We start from the raw sequence: 15,675 nt of genomic DNA, 5'->3' as shown, positions 1-15,675 counted from the left end.
CGGGCCCTCCGGCCGCACCCCCGCGGCCGCAGGGCCCGTCTCGCCCGTCATCCCGTGGGCGGGGCCTGGGTCTGGAGCAGGGACCGCAGGCGCGTGGTGCGGTCCTTGAACGGGATCTCCGCGACCGCCCGTGGCAGCGCCGCCTCCGCGCCCTGCACCACGGACAGATGCCGCTCGCCCCGGCCGAAGGCGGTGTAGACCCAGGCCCGGGTCAGCCCGGCCGCCGCGTCCCCCGGCAGCACCACGACCGCGGCGGGCCAGCGCATCCCGGCCGCCTGATGGGCGGTGAGGGCCCAGCCGTGCCGCACCAGGTCGCCGACCTGCTCACGGGGCACCACCACCGGCGCACCCGCGCAGTCCAGCCGCAGCCCCTCGGCGTCCGCCGACACCACGGTGCCCGGGAGGGCACGGCCCGGCGCCGGGGTGTACGCCACGCGGTCGCCCGGGTCGAAACCGGCGAACCGGCCGGGGCCGGGGTTCAGCCGCTCCTTCAGCGCGGCGTTGAGGGCACGCGTCCCCGCCGCGCCACCATGGCCGGGCGTGATCACCTGGGTCTGCTCCGACGGCACGCCGATCGCGCGCGGCACCGAGTCCGCGACCAGCTGAACGGTGCGGTGCACGGCCTCGCCCGGGTCGCGCACGGGGACGATCACGACCTCCTTGCCCGGCGCCTCCACCTGGTTCAGCTCGCCGATGCCGATGCCCGAGACCAGCTCGCCGATCGGTCCCGGGTCGGGCGTACGGGAGACCACCTGCGGGCAGCGGCGGGCCGCCACCAGATCCGCGAAGACCCGGCCGGGCCCGGCCGACCACAGCACGCCCGGGTCCCCGCTCAGCACCAGCCGGGCGCCGTCCGGCAGGGACTCGACGAGCATGGCCGCCGTCTCCACGTCCAGCTGGGGCGCGTCCAGCACGGCGATCAGATCCAGCGCCAGCGCGCCGTCCTCGTCGCGCCCCGGCCCCTCGCCGCCGGAGAGCAGCCCGGCGACGGTGACGGCCGCCTCGGCGCCGACCTCGGCGGCCAGCCGCTGCCTGCCGTCCTCGCTGTGCGCGGCGGCGCACACCCGCAGCCCCATGGACCGCGCGGCGGAGACCAGCGCGGCCGGTTCGGCGCGGGCCGCCTCGCCACCGCTGTGCGTGACCAGGCCGTGCGCCGCGACGGTACGGATCAGCTCGGCGGCGGAAGGGGACGGCGCGGCGCTGGCGGCCGCCTCCCAGTCCGGCGCGTCGTCCTTGTGCGCGTCGGCGAACGTCGTGATCAGCCGGGCGAAACCGTCCGCCAGGCTTTCCTCCGCGAGCGCGTAGCGGTCGAGCCCCAGCAGCACCCGGACCGGCTGCTCGGCGTCCTCGTCGTCGGGTGCGGAGGGTGCGGCGGGTGCGGGCGGCCGGGCGCCCGCGGGCGCCTCCAGGGCGTCCTGGAAGACCAGCACCCCGCCGCCCGCGATGGCCGCCCGCAGCGCCTCGTCCGGGTCCGGCACGGACACCTTGGCGAGCGCGGCGCGCAGCGCGGAGGACTCCAGCGCGGTGTGCCCTTCGAGGGCGGCGCGCTCCAGCAGCCAGCCGGTGAGCGCCTGCGAGCGGCGCTCGTCGCCCGGCCCGCACTCCGGCCCCAGCAGGGCGCGGGCGAACCCATCGGCCTGATCGGGGCGCACCCCGGGGACGGCGAGCAGCTGCCACGGGTCCTCGCGCAGCGCCTCGGCGGCACGCTCGCCGAGCGTCTCGGCGACCGATACGGCCAGCGCCTCGGGCGCCCCGCCCGCCGCCAGCACCTCGCGGACTCCGGCCACTCCCGCCGCAGCGGGACGCGCCGGTGGCGCGACGGGAGCGGGAGCGGCGGCACGGGCCGGTTCCCGCGCGGGCGCGGCGGCCGGTTGCGGCCGGGCGGGGGCCGGTCGGGGCTCGTTGAAGAACGACGCCGCCGACCGCTCGCCACTCTCCACGGCCCGCACGGCAGCAGCCAACGCCTCGGCCGCCGCCGATCGCCCACCCTTGCCGCCACCACCGGCCGGTGTCTGCGCGGCCGGGTCACCGGCCGACCCCGCCGTGCCCCCGGCCTCGGCGCGAGCCCCCGCCCCGGGAGCGCCGGATGCGGGGGCGTCCGCCGCAGCCGGGTGCTCCGGTGCGGCGGCGCCGGTCCCGGTCGGCTCGGCATCGGCATCGGCCCCGGCCCCGGCCCCGGGCTCGGGCTCGGCCTCGGCGTGCGCGTCGGTCGCGGAGCTGTCGGCCTCCGGTCCGGGGGCGGCGCTCCCGGAGCTGGGTCGCCCATGCTCTGCCGTAGCGCGCTCCGCGGCGTCCCCGTCGGGGGCGGGGTGCCCGGGGCCCTCCGGGGCAGCGGCTGATGCCGGTGCCTCCGGCGGACCGGCATCGCCGGGGGCCTGCCCGGCCCCGGGCTGGTGCGAGTCTGCCGCGGCACCCGTCGTGGCCGGTGGGTCGGCCTCGCCGCCGCCCGGCTGGGCCGCCGCTGATGCGGCGGCGTCGGGGGCAGGGGCAGCGTCCCGATCCGGCCCCGGCGCGGTAGCGTCGGGCGCCGACGGCGCCGCGGGGGTGGCGGGCGCGGCGCGGTCCGCGCTCGCGTCGGTGGCCTCCTCGGGCGGGGGGTCGCCGGCGAGGTGGTCGGTCGTCACAGCGTGCTCCAGTCCTGATCGGGATAGCGGTGCACGGGCGCCGACACATCGTCGAGCGCCTGGCAGATCTCGTCCGGAAGACTAAGGGCCTCCACCGACAGCGCCGCGCGCAACTGCTGGGCGTTGCGCGCGCCGACGATGGGCGCGGTCACGCCCGGGCGGTCGCGCACCCAGGCGAGGGCGACGTGCAGGGCGCTGGTGGCCAGGCCGTCGGCGGCTATGGCGACGGCGTCGACGATCCGGCTCGCCTCCTCGTCGAGGTACGGGGCGACGAAGGCGGCGAGCTCGGAGGCGCCGCGGGAGTCGGAGGGCGTCATGTGGCGGTACTTTCCGGTGAGTACGCCACGCCCCAGCGGCGAGGAGGGCAGCAGCCCGATGCCGAGGTCGAGGGCGGCCGGGAGCACCTCGCGCTCGATGCCGCGCTGGAGCAGCGAGTACTCCATCTGGGTGCTGGCGAGCCGGGTGTGGGCACCGGAGGAGGCCAGCTGCCAGGTGGCGGCCTTGGCGAGCTGCCAGCCGCAGAAGTTGGACACGCCGACATACCGCGCCCGCCCGCTGCTCACCGCTATGTCGAGCGCCTGGAGGGTCTCCTCGAGCGGGGTGACGGGGTCGAAGGCGTGCACCTGCCACAGGTCGACGTGGTCCGTGCCGAGCCGCTCCAGCGAGGCGTCCAGGGCCGCCAGGAGATGGCCGCGGGAGCCGTCGAAGCGGCGGTCCGGGTCGGGAACGCTGCCCGCCTTGGTGGCGATCTGGAGATCGCGCCGCGGCACCAGCCCCTCCAACAGCCGCCCCAGCAGATACTCCGCCTCCCCGTCCGCGTACACATCGGCGGTGTCGACCAGGGTCCCGCCCGCCTCCCAGAACGCCTTCAGCTGGTCCGCCGCTTCGTGTTCGCCGGTGTCCCGCCCCCAGGTGAGCGTGCCGAGCCCGAGCCGGGATACGCGCAGGCCGGTGCGGCCCAGGTGCCTTAGCTCCATGTACGTCGCTCCATGAACATCGAGATTACTGGCCGGAAAGCGGACCGTGTCAGCCTGTGGATAACCCACCCTCAGCCCCTGGTGGATCACCCGGCGAGCCACCCCCGGCCTACCCCGGACCCACCCCTGACGTACCGGGGTTCCGCGCGCTAGAGTCCCCGGAACAGCGACGTTACTGATCAGTAAGAGGTGTGGCATGGGTATGCGGCTCGGAATCAACCTCGGCTACTGGGGCGCCGGGATGGACGCGGACAACCTCGCGGTGGCGCGCGAGGCCGACCGGCTCGGCTACTCGGTCTGCTGGGCCGCGGAGGCGTACGGATCGGATGCCGCCACCGTGCTGTCGTGGGTCGCCGCGCAGACCGAGCACATCGACGTCGGCTCCGCGATCTTCCAGATCCCGGCCCGTACGCCCGCGATGACGGCGATGACCGCCGCCACCCTCGACTCCCTCTCCGGCGGCCGGTTCCGCCTCGGCCTCGGCGTCTCGGGGCCGCAGGTCTCGGAGGGCTGGTACGGCGTGCGGTTCGACAAGCCGCTGGCCCGCACCCGCGAGTACGTGGACATCATCCGCAAGGCGATGTCGCGCGAGCGGCTGACCCACGAGGGCGCGAACTGGACCCTGCCGCTGCCCGGCGGCCCCGGCAAGCCCCTCAAGCTGACCGTGCACCCGGTGCGCGAGTACATCCCGCTCTACATCGCGGCCATCGGCCCGAAGAACCTGGAGCAGACCGGCGAGATCGCCGACGGCGCCCTGGTCATCTTCTTCGCCCCCGAGCACGCCGAGGCCACCACCCTCGGCTCGCTGCGCGCGGGCCGGGAGAAGGCGGGCAAGACCCTCGACGGCTTCGACCTGGTGCCCACCGTCCCGCTCGCGGTGGGCGAGGACGTCCGCGGCCTCGCCGACCAGTTCCGCCCGTACACCGCGCTCTACGTGGGCGGCATGGGCAGCGCCAAGCAGAACTTCTACAACAAGCTCGCGCAGCGCATGGGGTACGAGAAGGAGGCCGCCGAGATCCAGGAGAAGTACCTGGCCGGGGACAAGGAGGGCGCTGCCGCCGCCATCCCCCACGAGCTGATCGACTCCACCACGCTGCTCGGCCCGGTCGAGCGCATCGCCGACCGGATGAAGGCGTACGCCGAGGCCGGTGTCACCACCCTGTCGCTCACCCCCGCGGGCTTCACCCTGGAGGAGCGGGTGGCCGGGCTGCGGGCGGGTGTCGAGGCGCTGGAGCGCGCCGGGCTCGCGTAGCGGACAAGCGGGGCGTAGGCGTAGGCGCGGAGGTTTCTACGGCCGTGGTGGGGGCTCGGGGGTCTTCCCCGCCACGGCCGTCACCGAGCACAACGCCTCCGGTGCCGCGGGGTTACGCGCACGGCGGGCCCCTCCGTATTCGCTCGTGATTCCCTCGTACGGATGAGCCGGACGCCCCACCTGTTGCCACTTCCAATACCCGGCATTTGACTCTTTTCAGTGCGGTGCGCGCGTGCCGTGCCCGGAGGTGGCAGTGATGCTCTCGGCGAAAAGCGTCTTCCAGGAGATCCTCGGAAACGACGAGTCGTTCCGGCTGTTCTGCTCCATCGCCGCCAGCGGCGAGGCGCAGGGCGGCTGGGAGAACGGCCGCATCGCCGCGCTCGTGCCCGACAGCCGGCGCGACCTCGCACCAAAGATCACCCGCCATGGCGCGGACGAGGACAAGCACGGCCGGATCTTCAACGCCCTGCTCCGCAAGCGCGGCCTGGAGCCGGTGGAGGTGCCGCGCGAGACGGACTACACGATGCTGCTGGAGGCCCGCGGCGTCGGGCTCGCCCACGAGAAGCTGCGCCGCGACGAGCCGCTCACCGAGCACGACATCGTCATCTATCTCGCCCACAGCCGGGTCACCGAGCAGCGTGCCGCCGCGCAGATGGCCATGTTGCGCGGCTGCTTCGGCGACCACCCGGAGGTCGGCCGGGCGGTCACGATGATCGCCAAGGACGAGGAGAGCCACCTCGCCTACTGCCACGAGGAGTTGCTGCGGCTGGCCGCCGCCGGGTACGGCCGGACCATCCAGCGGGCGCTGCGGGAGTGCGCGCTCGTCGAAATGGAGGTCCACCGGTGCGTCAGCCTCGGCGTGATGACGCACATGGGGCGCATCCTCGGCTGGTCGAAGGGGAAGTCCGCGGTGCTGACGGCGGGCATCAAGGCCGGGTACGGGTACGAGCGGCTGGGCGGCTGGCGCCGCATGGTGACGCTGCGGATGCCCGAGCGGCGGGACGCGCTGGGGGACGCGGAGACGGCCACCCCCGAGGAGCCCGAGTTCGCGTGACCCCCGCCCGTACGGCGGCGTACGGCCCGCTCCACGGCTCGTTGTACGGCCCGTTCCACAGCCTGTTCCACGGCCCGGTCAGAGCCAGCCGCGGCGCTTGAACATGCGGTACAGCAGCGCGATCACTCCGGCCATCAACCCCACCACGGCCGGATAGCCCCACGGCTGGCGCAGCTCCCACATGTAGCGGAAGTTCATGCCGTAGATACCGGCGATCAGCGTCGGCACCGCCGCCATCGCCGCCCACGCCGAGATCTTCCGCATGTCGTCGTTCTGCCGCACCCCCATCTGCGCCAGATGGGCCGAGAGGATGTCCGACAGCAGCCGGTCGAGGCCCTCCACGTGCTCGTTCACCCGGGTCAGATGGTCATGGACGTCGCGGAAGAACGGCCGCGACCCCTCGTGGACGAACGGCACCCCGGCGCCCGCGAGGCGGGTCATCGGCTCCGCCAACGGGACCGTCGCGCGGCGGAATTCGAGCACCTCGCGCTTGAAGGCGTAGATCCGGCCCGCCGTGTTCTGGCCCCCGCTGCCGTCCGGCGCGAAGACCGTGGTCTCCAGCTCGTCCAGGTCCTCGTGGAGGGCGTCCGCGACGTCCAGGTAGTGGTCCACGACCGCGTCGGCGACCGCGTACATCACCGCCGTCGGCCCGTGCGCCAGCACCTCGGGGGTGTCCTCCAGCCGCTCGCGCACCGCGCTCAGCGGATTGGCCTCGCCGTGCCGCACGGTCACCACGAAGGAGTCACCGACGAACACCATCAGCTCACCGGCGGTGACGGTGCCCGCCTTCTCCTCGTACCGGACCGGCTTGAGCACCAGGAACAGCGAGTCGTCGTAGACCTCCAGCTTGGGCCGCTGGTGCGCGGTCAGCGCGTCCTCCACCGCCAGTGGGTGCAGCCCGAACTCGCTGGTGACCAGCGCGAACTCCTTCTCCGTCGGCTCGTGCAGCCCGATCCAGAGGAAGGAGTCCCCGGCCGCGCGCGCCTGGTCGAGGGCGTCGGAGAAGTCGGCGGGGCCCTCGGTGCGGCACCCGTCCCGGTAGATGGCACAATCCACGATCACGCGGGGCATTGTGCCTCGCCCGGGTAAGAAGCGCACAGGTGGGGGAAGCGCACAAGAGGGGCACACACCCTCCCTGAGCGGGCCCGGAAGGGTCGTAGGCTGGCAGGCATGCCCACGCTGATCCTCGTCCGGCACGGCCGGTCCACCGCGAACACGGCCGGCGTCCTCGCGGGCTGGACGCCCGGTGTCGCCCTCGACGAGCGCGGCACCGCCCAGGCCGCGGAGCTGCCCGGGCGGCTGGCCCGGCTGCCGCTCGCCGCCGCCGTCACCAGCCCGCTCCAGCGCTGTCAGGAGACCCTCGCGCCGCTGCTCGCCGCCCGCCCCGACCTGCCGACGCACACCGAGGAACGGATCGGGGAGTGCCACTACGGCGACTGGTCGGGCCGCAAACTCGCCGAGCTGGCCGATGAACCGCTGATGAACATCGTCCAGCAGCACCCGTCCGCCGCCGCCTTCCCCGGGGGCGAGTCCATGCGCGCCATGCAGGCACGCGCGGTCGACGCCGTGCGCGACTGGAACGCCCGGATCGAGGGGGAGTACGGCGCCGACGCGACGTATCTGATGTGCTCGCACGGCGACATCATCAAGGCGATCGTCGCGGACGCCCTCGGCCTCCACCTCGACCTCTTCCAGCGGATCTCCGTCGAGCCCTGCTCGGTCACCGCGATCCGCTACACCCCCACCCGGCCCTTCGTCGTACGGCTGGGGGACACCGGCGACTTCGCGGGACTCGCGCCCCGGGAGGACGCCTCCGCCGAGCGCGGCGGGGACGCGGCGGTGGGCGGCGACACGGGGGCACCATGATCTCCGGGCGCAGTAGGGTGGTCCCGCGGCGCGGCCGCGCCGCGGCAGCCGCGACCGGGCGGCCGTGACGCCCGGCAGCCCCGCCGGAACCACCAGCCCCACCAGCCAACCAGCCGACCAGTCGACGCAAATGGAGCAGGACGTTGTCCCGTCAGGTGTTCCTCTATGACCCGCCGGACCGATTCGTCGCCGGTACGGTCGGGCTGCCGGGCCGCCGTACCTTCTTCCTCCAGGCGTCCGCGGGTGGCCGGACCACCAGCGTGGCACTGGAGAAGACCCAGGTCGCGGCGCTCGCCGAGCGGATAGACGAGCTGCTCGACGAGGTGGTGCGGCGCACCGGCGGCAACGCCCCGGTACCGGCCGTCGCACCTTCCGAACTCAGCGACACCGCGCCCCTCGACGCCCCCGTGGAAGAGGAATTCCGCGTCGGCACCATGGCCCTCGCCTGGGACGGCGAGGAACAGCGCATGATCGTGGAGGCGCAGGCGCTCGTCGAGCTGGAAGCCGAGTCCGAGGAGGACCTCGCCGAGGCCGAGGAACGGCTCCTCCAGGACGACGTGAACGGGCCGCCCATGCTGCGGGTCCGGCTCACCGGCACCCAGGCGCGGGCCTTCGCCAAGCGGGCGCTGGACGTCGTCAACGCCGGTAGGCCGCCCTGCCCGCTGTGCAGCCTGCCGCTCGACCCGGAAGGACACGTATGTCCGCGCCAGAACGGATACCGCCGCGAAGCCTGACGCCCCCCGAGCCGTCCGAGCTGCTGGCCCTGGGCGAGCTGACGGTGCGCGGCCAGGTCCGGGAGGCGTCCAACGCGGTGCTCTACTGCACGGTCGAGTACGAGGGCCACAGCGCCCCGTGCGTCTACAAGCCGGTGGCCGGGGAGCGGCCGCTGTGGGACTTCCCCGACGGCACGCTCGCCCAGCGCGAGGTCGCGGCGTACGAGATCTCCGAGGCGACCGGGTGGGGACTGGTCCCGCCCACCGTGCTGCGCGACGGGCCGTACGGGCAGGGCATGTGCCAGCTCTGGGTCGAGGTGGCCACCGGCGACGGTGAGGCCGCGGGCGACGCCTCCGACGGGACCGACGGCTCCGACGGGTCCGAGCTGCTCGCGCTCGTCGAGGGCGACGAGCCGGGCCCGGGCTGGAAGGCGGTCGGCTTCGCCGAGGTGGGGGAGGGCCGCACCGCGCTGCTGGTGCACGCCGACGACGTACGGCTGCGGCGGCTGGCCGTACTCGACGCGGTGATCAACAACGGCGACCGCAAGGGCGGCCATCTGCTGCCCGCCGCGGGGGGCCGACTCTATGCGATTGATCACGGTGTGACCTTCAACGCCGAGGACAAGCTGCGCACCCTGCTGTGGGGATGGGCCGGGGAACCGCTGCCGGACGACGTGCTGGAGGTGCTGCGCGGGCTGGCGGAGCAGCTCGCCGACGACGGCCCGCTGTGCGCCCGGCTGGCGAAGCTGATCACCGGCGCCGAGATCGAGGCGCTGCGGGACCGCGTGGCGGCGCTGGTGCGGACCGGGGTGCACCCCGCGCCCAGCGGCCAGTGGCCCGCCATTCCGTGGCCGCCGGTCTGACCGAGCCCGCCGATGTGAGGCCCGCCGGTCCGAGGTGAAGGCTGCCGGGCGGCGACGAAGCAGTTCACGGGCGAATACGCAAGACCGCCTATCCGGCCAACAAACGGTCAGCAGGCCCGGTCCGGTTCGTATCCGGAACTGGCATCCGGTTACGCTCATTGCATGTATGCCTGGCCCGCTTCCGAGGTTCCCGCCCTGCCTGGCAGTGGCCGCGACCTGAGGATTCACGACACCGCGACCGGGGGACCGATCACCCTCACCCCCGGCCCCGTCGCCCGCATCTACGTCTGCGGCATCACGCCGTACGACGCGACCCACATGGGTCACGCGGCGACCTACAACGCGTTCGACCTCGTTCAGCGCGTGTGGCTCGACACCAAGCGCCAGGTCCACTACGTGCAGAACGTCACCGACATCGACGATCCGCTGCTGGAGCGGGCCGTGGCGAACGGCGACGACTGGACGGCCCTCGCCGAGCGCGAGACCGCCCTCTTCCGCGAGGACATGACGGCCCTGCGGATGCTGCCCCCGCGCCACTACATCGGTGCCGTCGAGTCCATACCGGGGATCGTGCCGCTCGTGGAGCGGCTGCGGGACGCGGGCGCGGCGTACGAGGTCGAGGGCGACATCTACTTCTCCGTGGAGTCCGACCCCGCCTTCGGCTCGGTCAGCCGCCTCGACGCCGAGGCCATGCGGCTGCTGTCCGCCGAGCGCGGCGGCGACCCGGAGCGCCCGGGCAAGAAGAACCCGCTGGACCCGATGTTGTGGGTGGCCGCCCGTGAGGGCGAGCCGAGTTGGGACGGCGGTTCGCTCGGCCCCGGCCGCCCCGGCTGGCACATCGAGTGCGTGGCCATCGCCCTCGACCACCTCGGCATGGGCTTCGACGTGCAGGGCGGCGGCTCCGATCTCGCCTTCCCGCACCACGAGATGGGCGCCTCGCACGCCCAGGTCCTCACCGGCGAGCGGCCGTTCGCGCAGTCGTACGTGCACGCCGGGATGGTCGGGCTGCACGGCGAGAAGATGTCCAAGTCCAAGGGCAATCTGGTCTTCGTCTCCGCGCTGCGGCGCGACGGCATCGACCCGGCCGCCATCCGGCTCGCCCTGCTGGCCCACCACTACCGCTCCGACTGGGAGTGGACCGACGGCGTCCTGCGGGACGCCGAGGCCCGGCTCGCCCGCTGGCGCGCAGCCGTCTCCCGGCCGGACGGCCCGTCGGCGGACGCGCTGGTGGAGGAGATGCGCGAGGCGCTGGCGAACGACCTCGACTCCCCGGCAGCCCTCGCGGCCGTCGACCGGTGGGCCGCCGCCCAGTCCTCGACCGGCGGCGAGGACGAGGGCGCCCCGGGCCTGGTGTCACGAGCGGTGGACGCCCTCCTGGGCGTAGCCCTGTAGGGAGGCCCGACCCCGCCCCTCCCCAGACCCCAGGGGCTCCGCCCCTGGACCCGGCCGGGAGTTGGCCATGTTGTGGGCAAGCGTTCCGCAGGGCGGAACGCAGGGCGGAACGGGTGGGCACAACGCGGCCACCGGCCCGCACCCGGCAACGAAACACCAGGGGGCACCGCCCGCTCCGCACACCGCCGGGCGGACCGAAGGAATCGGTCCGCCCGGCGGTGCGGGTCACCGGGGCTCAGCCCTGGTCGTCCGGGCGCTCCTCCGCGTCGCTGCTCCCGGTCTCCTCCGCGGCCCCGCCGGACTCACTGCTCCCGGAGCCGGATCCGGATCCGTCACCGCCGCCCTCGTCGTCCTTCGCGGACGGCTTCCGCGGTCGGGCGTGGCCGCTTCCGGGGTCCCGCAGATACGGGGCGTCGGCGATGCCCCCGGTGCCCGTCTCCGTCGCATGACCGCCCGGCGCGCCCGGTGAGCCGTCGCGCCGCCGCAGATAGCGCTCGAATTCCCGCGCGATCGCCTCGCCCGACGCCTCCGGCAGCTCCGCCGTGTCCCGGGCCTCCTCCAGCGACTGGACGTACTCGGCGACCTCGCTGTCCTCCGAGGCGAGTTGGTCCACGCCCAGCTGCCAGGCGCGCGCGTCCTCGGTCAGCTCGCCGAGCGGGATGCGGACGCCGATCAGGTCCTCGAGGCGGTTCAGCAGGGCCAGGGTCGCCTTCGGGTTCGGCGGCTGGGAGACGTAGTGCGGGACGGCCGCCCACAGGCTCACCGCGGGGACACCGGCGTGGGTGCAGGCCTCCTGGAGGATGCCGACGATGCCGGTCGGCCCCTCGTAGCGGGTCTCCTCGAGGTCGAGGCTGCGGGCCAGGTCCGGGTCGGAGGTGACACCGCTGACGGGCACCGGCCGGGTGTGCGGGGTGTCGCCGAGCAGTGCTCCGAGGACGACGACCATCTCGACGCCCAACTCATGGGCGTAGCCGAGGATCTCGTTGCAGAACGACCGCCACCGCATGCTCGGCTCGATACCGCGCACCAGCACCAGGTCGCGGGTCTTCTCGCCGCCCTCCGCGCGGACCACGGAGAGCCGTGTCGTCGGCCAGGTGATCTTGCGGACCCCGTTGTCCAGCGCGACGGTGGGCCGGTTCACCTGGAAGTCGTAGTAGTCCTCGGCGTCGAGAGAGGCGAAGACCTCGCCCTTCCACTCCCGGTCCAGGTGCCCGACCGCGGTGGAGGCGGCGTCTCCGGCGTCGTTCCAGCCCTCGAAGGCACAGATCATGACCGGGTCGATCAGCTCGGGAACCCCCTCAAGCTCGATCACCCAGCGCCTCCTTCCGACCGGGGCGGACGGGTTGGTACCGCCTCCGGCGACAGTTCTTTTGCGTGCGCCCCAAGCCTACGGCTTCAAGGGGCCCCCGCCGCAGCCCCCGTAGGGAAACCCATCCTCATTCATCCGACCTGTCTCCCGAAAGTTGCGGCACACCCCTGGACGAGACCCCCATGTCAGCGCTATACATCGGATCATCGCTAAAGGTCCGATGTTCTATCGCGCGTCGTTCAGGGAGCCCCCATTGAGTTTGCGCCCGACCGTCACCGAGCTCGAGGTCCATGACATCCGGTTTCCCACCTCGGAGCAGCTCGACGGCTCGGACGCGATGAATCCGGACCCCGACTACTCCGCTGCCTATGTGGTGCTCCGTACGGACGCCGATCACACCACCGATGACGCCACCGGTGACATCGGCGATGACATCAGCGGCGCCGAAGGGCACGGCTTCGTCTTCACCATCGGCCGCGGCAACGACGTGACCGCCGCCGCCATCCGCTCCCTGCGCCCCCAGGTCGTCGGCCGCCCCGCCCCGCTCACCGCGGCCGCACTGGCCGAGCTCTACCGCGACCTCACCCACGATTCCCAGCTGCGCTGGCTCGGCCCGGAGAAGGGCGTCATGCATATGGCGGCCGGTGCGGTGGTGAACGCCGCCTGGGACCTCGCCGCCCGGCAGGCCGGAAAGCCGCTGTGGCAGTTCCTGGCCGACATGTCGCCCGAGGAGCTGGCCGACCTCGTCGACTACCGCTACCTCAGCGATGCCCTCACCCGCGACGAGGCCCTGGCCATCCTGCGCGCCGCCGAGCCCGGCCGCGCCGAGCGCGCCGCGCTGCTGCGCGAGCGCGGCTACCCCGCCTACACCACCTCGGCGGGCTGGCTCGGCTACTCCGACGAGAAAATGATCAAGCTGGCGCAGGAGGCGGTCGCCGAGGGCTTCGACCAGATCAAGCTCAAGGTCGGCGGCGATCTCGACGAGGACCTCAGACGGATGCGGCTGGCCCGCGAGGCGGTCGGCCCGGACATCCGGATAGCCGTCGACGCCAACCAGCGCTGGGACGTCGCGGAGGCGCTGCGCTGGATGCGCGCCCTGGCGCCGTACGACCCGCACTGGATCGAGGAGCCGACCAGCCCGGACGACGTCCTCGGCCACGCCGCCATCCGCGCCGGACAGCCGGTCAAGGTCGCCACCGGTGAACACGTCGCCAACCGCGTCGTCTTCAAACAGCTTCTTCAGGCCGAAGCCGTCGACTTCGTGCAGATCGACGCCGCGCGCGTCGCCGGGGTCAACGAGAACCTGGCGATCCTGCTGCTCGCCGCCAAGCACGGGGTGCCGGTGTGCCCGCACGCGGGCGGCGTGGGCCTGTGCGAACTGGTGCAGCACCTGGCCATGTTCGACTTCGTGGCCGTCTCGGGCAGCTGGGACGACCGGGTCATCGAGTACGTCGACCACCTCCACGAACACTTCGCCGATCCGGCCGTCGTCGAAGCGGGCCGGTACCGCGCACCGGCCGCCCCGGGCTTCTCCGCCCAGATGCTTCCCGAGTCGATCGCCGCCTACCGCTATCCGGACGGGCCCGAATGGCAGGCCCGGAACGCCGCACCGCAGTCCGCAGCACCGCTCAACGCCGCACCGCAGAACGCCGCACCGCAGTCCGCACGACAGGAGGAGACCTCTTGAGCCCCACCGGCGACTTCGAAGGGCTGGCCGCGCTCGTCACCGGCGGCGCCTCGGGCATCGGCGCCGCCATCGCGGCCACGCTGCGCGACCGGGGCGCACGGGTCGCCGTGCTCGACCGGGACCCGACGGGCGCCCCGTCCGGCACCCTGCCGGTCAAGACCGACGTCACCTCCGACGAGGGCGTACGGACCGCGGTGGAGGCGGTGGTGGCCGAATTCGGCGCCCTGCACACCGTCGTCGGCAATGCGGGCATCGGCGCGATCGGCACCGTCGAGGACAACTCCGACGACGAGTGGCACCGGCTGCTGGACGTCAACGTGCTGGGTCTGGTGCGCACCGCGCGGGCCGCGCTGCCGCATCTGCGCGCCGCCGCGGCCGACCGGCCCGGAGCCGTCTCCATCACCCACACCTGCTCGATCGCCGCCACCGCAGGACTGCCGCAGCGCGCCGCGTACAGCGCAAGCAAGGGCGCGGTGCTGTCGCTGACCCTCGCCATGGCCGCCGACCACGTACGCGAGGGCATCCGCGTCAACTGCGTCAACCCCGGCACCGTCGACACCCCGTGGGTGGGGCGGCTGCTCGGCCAGGCCGCCGACCCGGCCGCCGAGCGGGCCGCCCTGGAGGCCCGGCAGCCGACCGGGCGGCTGGTGTCCGCCGAGGAGGTCGCCGCGGCCGTCGCGTATCTGGCGAGCCCCGCCGCCGCGGCCGTCACCGGCACCGCGCTGGCCGTCGACGGCGGGATGCAGGGGCTGCGTCTGCGCCCCGCCACCTGAGCCCGGCGCCGCACCGCCACACCCGCGCCCGCACCCCATACCGCACGCTGCAAACCCCGTACCGCGCGCCCCGCACCATCGCACCCCGCACCACGCACGTCGCACAACTCGACCTAGGACGGGACTCGATGACGAGACTCCGCACCACCGGAGCCGCGGCCTGCGCCGTGCTGCTCGCCGTCGCCGGGCTGGCCGGCTGCAACCGTGAGAGCAACGGCGCCGGCGGCGGCAAGGTGGGCATCGACATGCCGCGCACCGACACCGACTTCTGGAACTCCTACCAGCAGTATCTGGAGAAGGGCATCGACAAGGGCACGGTCTCCGCGCTCCCCCTGTCCAACTCGCAGAACGACATCTCCAAGCTCGTCTCCAACGTCCAGGCGTTCACCGACCAGGGGGCCAAGGCGATCGTCATGGCCCCCCAGGACACCGGGGCCGTCTCCTCCACCCTGGAGCAGCTGGAGGAGAAGAAGATCCCCGTCATCAGCGTGGACACCCGCCCCGACTCCGGCAAGATCTACATGGTGGTGCGCGCCGACAACCGGGCGTACGGCACCAAGGCGTGCGAATACCTCGGCGAACAGCTGGGCGGCAAGGGCCGGGTCGCCGAACTCCAGGGCGACCTCAGCTCCATCAACGGCCGCGACCGGTCGCAGGCGTTCGCCTCGTGCATGAAGAAGAAGTACCCCGGCATCAAGGTGCACGAGCTGCCCACCGACTGGAAGGGCGACGTCGCCTCCGCGAAGCTCCAGAGCCTGCTCGCCCAGCACCGCAAGCTCGACGGCATCTACATGCAGGCCGGTGGCGCCTTCCTCCAGTCCACCCTGGCGCTGCTGGAGCAGAAGAAGCTGCTCAAGCCCGCGGGCTCGGCGGGGCACATCACGATCATCTCCAACGACGGCATACCGGAGGAGCTGGACGCGATCCGCGCCGGGAAGATCGACGCCACCCTCTCCCAGCCCGCGGACCTCTACGCCAAGTGGGCCCTGAACTACGCCAAGGCGGCGCTGGACGGCAAGACGTTCAAACCCGGCCCGACCGATCACGGCTCGGAGATCGTCAAGATCGAGAACGGTCTGGAGGACCAGCTTCCGGCGCCACTGGTCACCAAGGAGAACGTCGACGACCCGAAGCTGTGGGCCAACCAGCTCGAAAAGAAGTAGCG

Annotated in this window: 13 protein-coding genes; 9 read left to right on the top strand and 4 right to left on the bottom strand. The window is 73.2% G+C overall.

The genetic code is table 11. The features are described 5' to 3' along the window. Positions 1–47: 47 nt before the first annotated feature. On the bottom strand, positions 48–2,624 hold the full coding sequence (locus HYQ63_RS09300) for a helix-hairpin-helix domain-containing protein (protein ID WP_179933385.1): 2,577 nt from the start codon (positions 2,622–2,624) through the stop codon (positions 48–50). Next, positions 2,621–3,601 (bottom strand): aldo/keto reductase, encoded by a 981-nt coding sequence (locus tag HYQ63_RS09295; RefSeq protein WP_179933384.1) that lies wholly within the window; start codon positions 3,599–3,601, stop codon positions 2,621–2,623. The genes HYQ63_RS09300 and HYQ63_RS09295 overlap by 4 nt, the downstream gene beginning before the upstream one ends. Before the next feature lie 202 nt (positions 3,602–3,803). Here HYQ63_RS09295 and HYQ63_RS09290 point away from each other — a divergent pair, with 202 nt between their 5' ends. Together HYQ63_RS09290 and HYQ63_RS09285 are read left to right on the top strand one after the other, a co-directional pair. After that, entirely contained in the window at positions 3,804–4,853 is a 1,050-nt protein-coding gene (locus HYQ63_RS09290; protein ID WP_179933383.1) for an LLM class F420-dependent oxidoreductase, read from the top strand. Positions 4,854–5,109: 256 nt separating this feature from the next. Beyond that, positions 5,110–5,907 carry a ferritin-like domain-containing protein gene (locus HYQ63_RS09285; RefSeq protein WP_179933382.1) on the top strand — a complete coding sequence of 266 codons (798 nt, stop codon included), beginning with the start codon at positions 5,110–5,112 and terminating at the stop codon, positions 5,905–5,907. Positions 5,908–5,985: 78 nt separating this feature from the next. On the opposite strand, the gene corA is transcribed toward HYQ63_RS09285, so the two are convergent. Beyond that, the gene (gene corA / locus HYQ63_RS09280) at positions 5,986–6,978 is read right to left on the bottom strand and encodes a magnesium/cobalt transporter CorA (RefSeq protein WP_179933381.1); all 993 of its coding nucleotides are present in this window, start codon (positions 6,976–6,978) and stop codon (positions 5,986–5,988) included. A gap of 99 nt (positions 6,979–7,077) precedes the next feature. Between corA and HYQ63_RS09275 the strand changes: the two genes are divergently transcribed. The 4 genes from HYQ63_RS09275 to mshC all read left to right on the top strand — a co-directional run bounded on the left by HYQ63_RS09275 (position 7,078) and on the right by mshC (position 10,741). Then, the gene (locus HYQ63_RS09275; RefSeq protein WP_179933380.1) at positions 7,078–7,773 is read left to right on the top strand and encodes a histidine phosphatase family protein; all 696 of its coding nucleotides are present in this window, start codon (positions 7,078–7,080) and stop codon (positions 7,771–7,773) included. 143 nt (positions 7,774–7,916) lie between these two features. Next, on the top strand, positions 7,917–8,507 hold the full coding sequence (locus tag HYQ63_RS09270; protein WP_055553352.1) for a DUF3090 domain-containing protein: 591 nt from the start codon (positions 7,917–7,919) through the stop codon (positions 8,505–8,507). Beyond that, positions 8,471–9,349: an SCO1664 family protein gene (locus HYQ63_RS09265; protein ID WP_179933379.1), complete on the top strand. Its 879-nt coding sequence runs from the start codon at positions 8,471–8,473 to the stop codon at positions 9,347–9,349. Before HYQ63_RS09270 ends, HYQ63_RS09265 begins: the two co-directional genes overlap by 37 nt. A 162-nt stretch (positions 9,350–9,511) precedes the next feature. Further along, on the top strand, positions 9,512–10,741 hold the full coding sequence (mshC, locus tag HYQ63_RS09260; protein WP_179933378.1) for a cysteine--1-D-myo-inosityl 2-amino-2-deoxy-alpha-D-glucopyranoside ligase: 1,230 nt from the start codon (positions 9,512–9,514) through the stop codon (positions 10,739–10,741). A 235-nt stretch (positions 10,742–10,976) separates the two neighbouring features. Here the strand turns inward: mshC and HYQ63_RS09255 are convergent, their stop codons facing one another. Next, entirely contained in the window at positions 10,977–12,053 is a 1,077-nt protein-coding gene (locus HYQ63_RS09255) for a PAC2 family protein (protein WP_179933377.1), read from the bottom strand. 256 nt (positions 12,054–12,309) lie between these two features. Between HYQ63_RS09255 and HYQ63_RS09250 the strand changes: the two genes are divergently transcribed. The 3 genes from HYQ63_RS09250 to HYQ63_RS09240 all read left to right on the top strand — a co-directional run bounded on the left by HYQ63_RS09250 (position 12,310) and on the right by HYQ63_RS09240 (position 15,673). Next, complete coding sequence (locus HYQ63_RS09250) at positions 12,310–13,737, top strand: enolase C-terminal domain-like protein (protein ID WP_179939903.1); 1,428 nt, start codon at positions 12,310–12,312, stop codon at positions 13,735–13,737. Next, entirely contained in the window at positions 13,734–14,510 is a 777-nt protein-coding gene (locus tag HYQ63_RS09245; RefSeq protein WP_179933376.1) for an SDR family NAD(P)-dependent oxidoreductase, read from the top strand. Before HYQ63_RS09250 ends, HYQ63_RS09245 begins: the two co-directional genes overlap by 4 nt. A gap of 128 nt (positions 14,511–14,638) precedes the next feature. Continuing rightward, positions 14,639–15,673, top strand: coding sequence for a sugar ABC transporter substrate-binding protein (locus tag HYQ63_RS09240; protein WP_179933375.1), 1,035 nt, complete (start codon positions 14,639–14,641; stop codon positions 15,671–15,673). Positions 15,674–15,675: the final 2 nt, after the last annotated feature.

This window comes from Streptomyces sp. Rer75 (assembly GCF_013414305.1).
Classification (GTDB): domain Bacteria; phylum Actinomycetota; class Actinomycetes; order Streptomycetales; family Streptomycetaceae; genus Streptomyces; species Streptomyces himastatinicus.
The sequence above is the reverse complement of the archived record's forward strand: the minus strand, read 5'-3'. Positions and strand labels throughout refer to the sequence as shown.

Bases quoted from the DNA above. Each gene is read 5' to 3' on its own strand.
- HYQ63_RS09295 (WP_179933384.1), bottom strand. From the start codon at position 3,601: ATGGAGCTAAGGCACCTGGGCCGCACCGGCCTGCGCGTATCCCGGCTC.
- HYQ63_RS09290 (WP_179933383.1), top strand. From the start codon at position 3,804: ATGCGGCTCGGAATCAACCTCGGCTACTGGGGCGCCGGGATGGACGCG.
- HYQ63_RS09285 (WP_179933382.1), top strand. From the start codon at position 5,110: ATGCTCTCGGCGAAAAGCGTCTTCCAGGAGATCCTCGGAAACGACGAG.
- corA (WP_179933381.1), bottom strand. From the start codon at position 6,978: ATGCCCCGCGTGATCGTGGATTGTGCCATCTACCGGGACGGGTGCCGC.
- HYQ63_RS09275 (WP_179933380.1), top strand. From the start codon at position 7,078: ATGCCCACGCTGATCCTCGTCCGGCACGGCCGGTCCACCGCGAACACG.
- HYQ63_RS09265 (WP_179933379.1), top strand. From the start codon at position 8,471: ATGTCCGCGCCAGAACGGATACCGCCGCGAAGCCTGACGCCCCCCGAG.
- mshC (WP_179933378.1), top strand. From the start codon at position 9,512: ATGTATGCCTGGCCCGCTTCCGAGGTTCCCGCCCTGCCTGGCAGTGGC.
- HYQ63_RS09240 (WP_179933375.1), top strand. From the start codon at position 14,639: ATGACGAGACTCCGCACCACCGGAGCCGCGGCCTGCGCCGTGCTGCTC.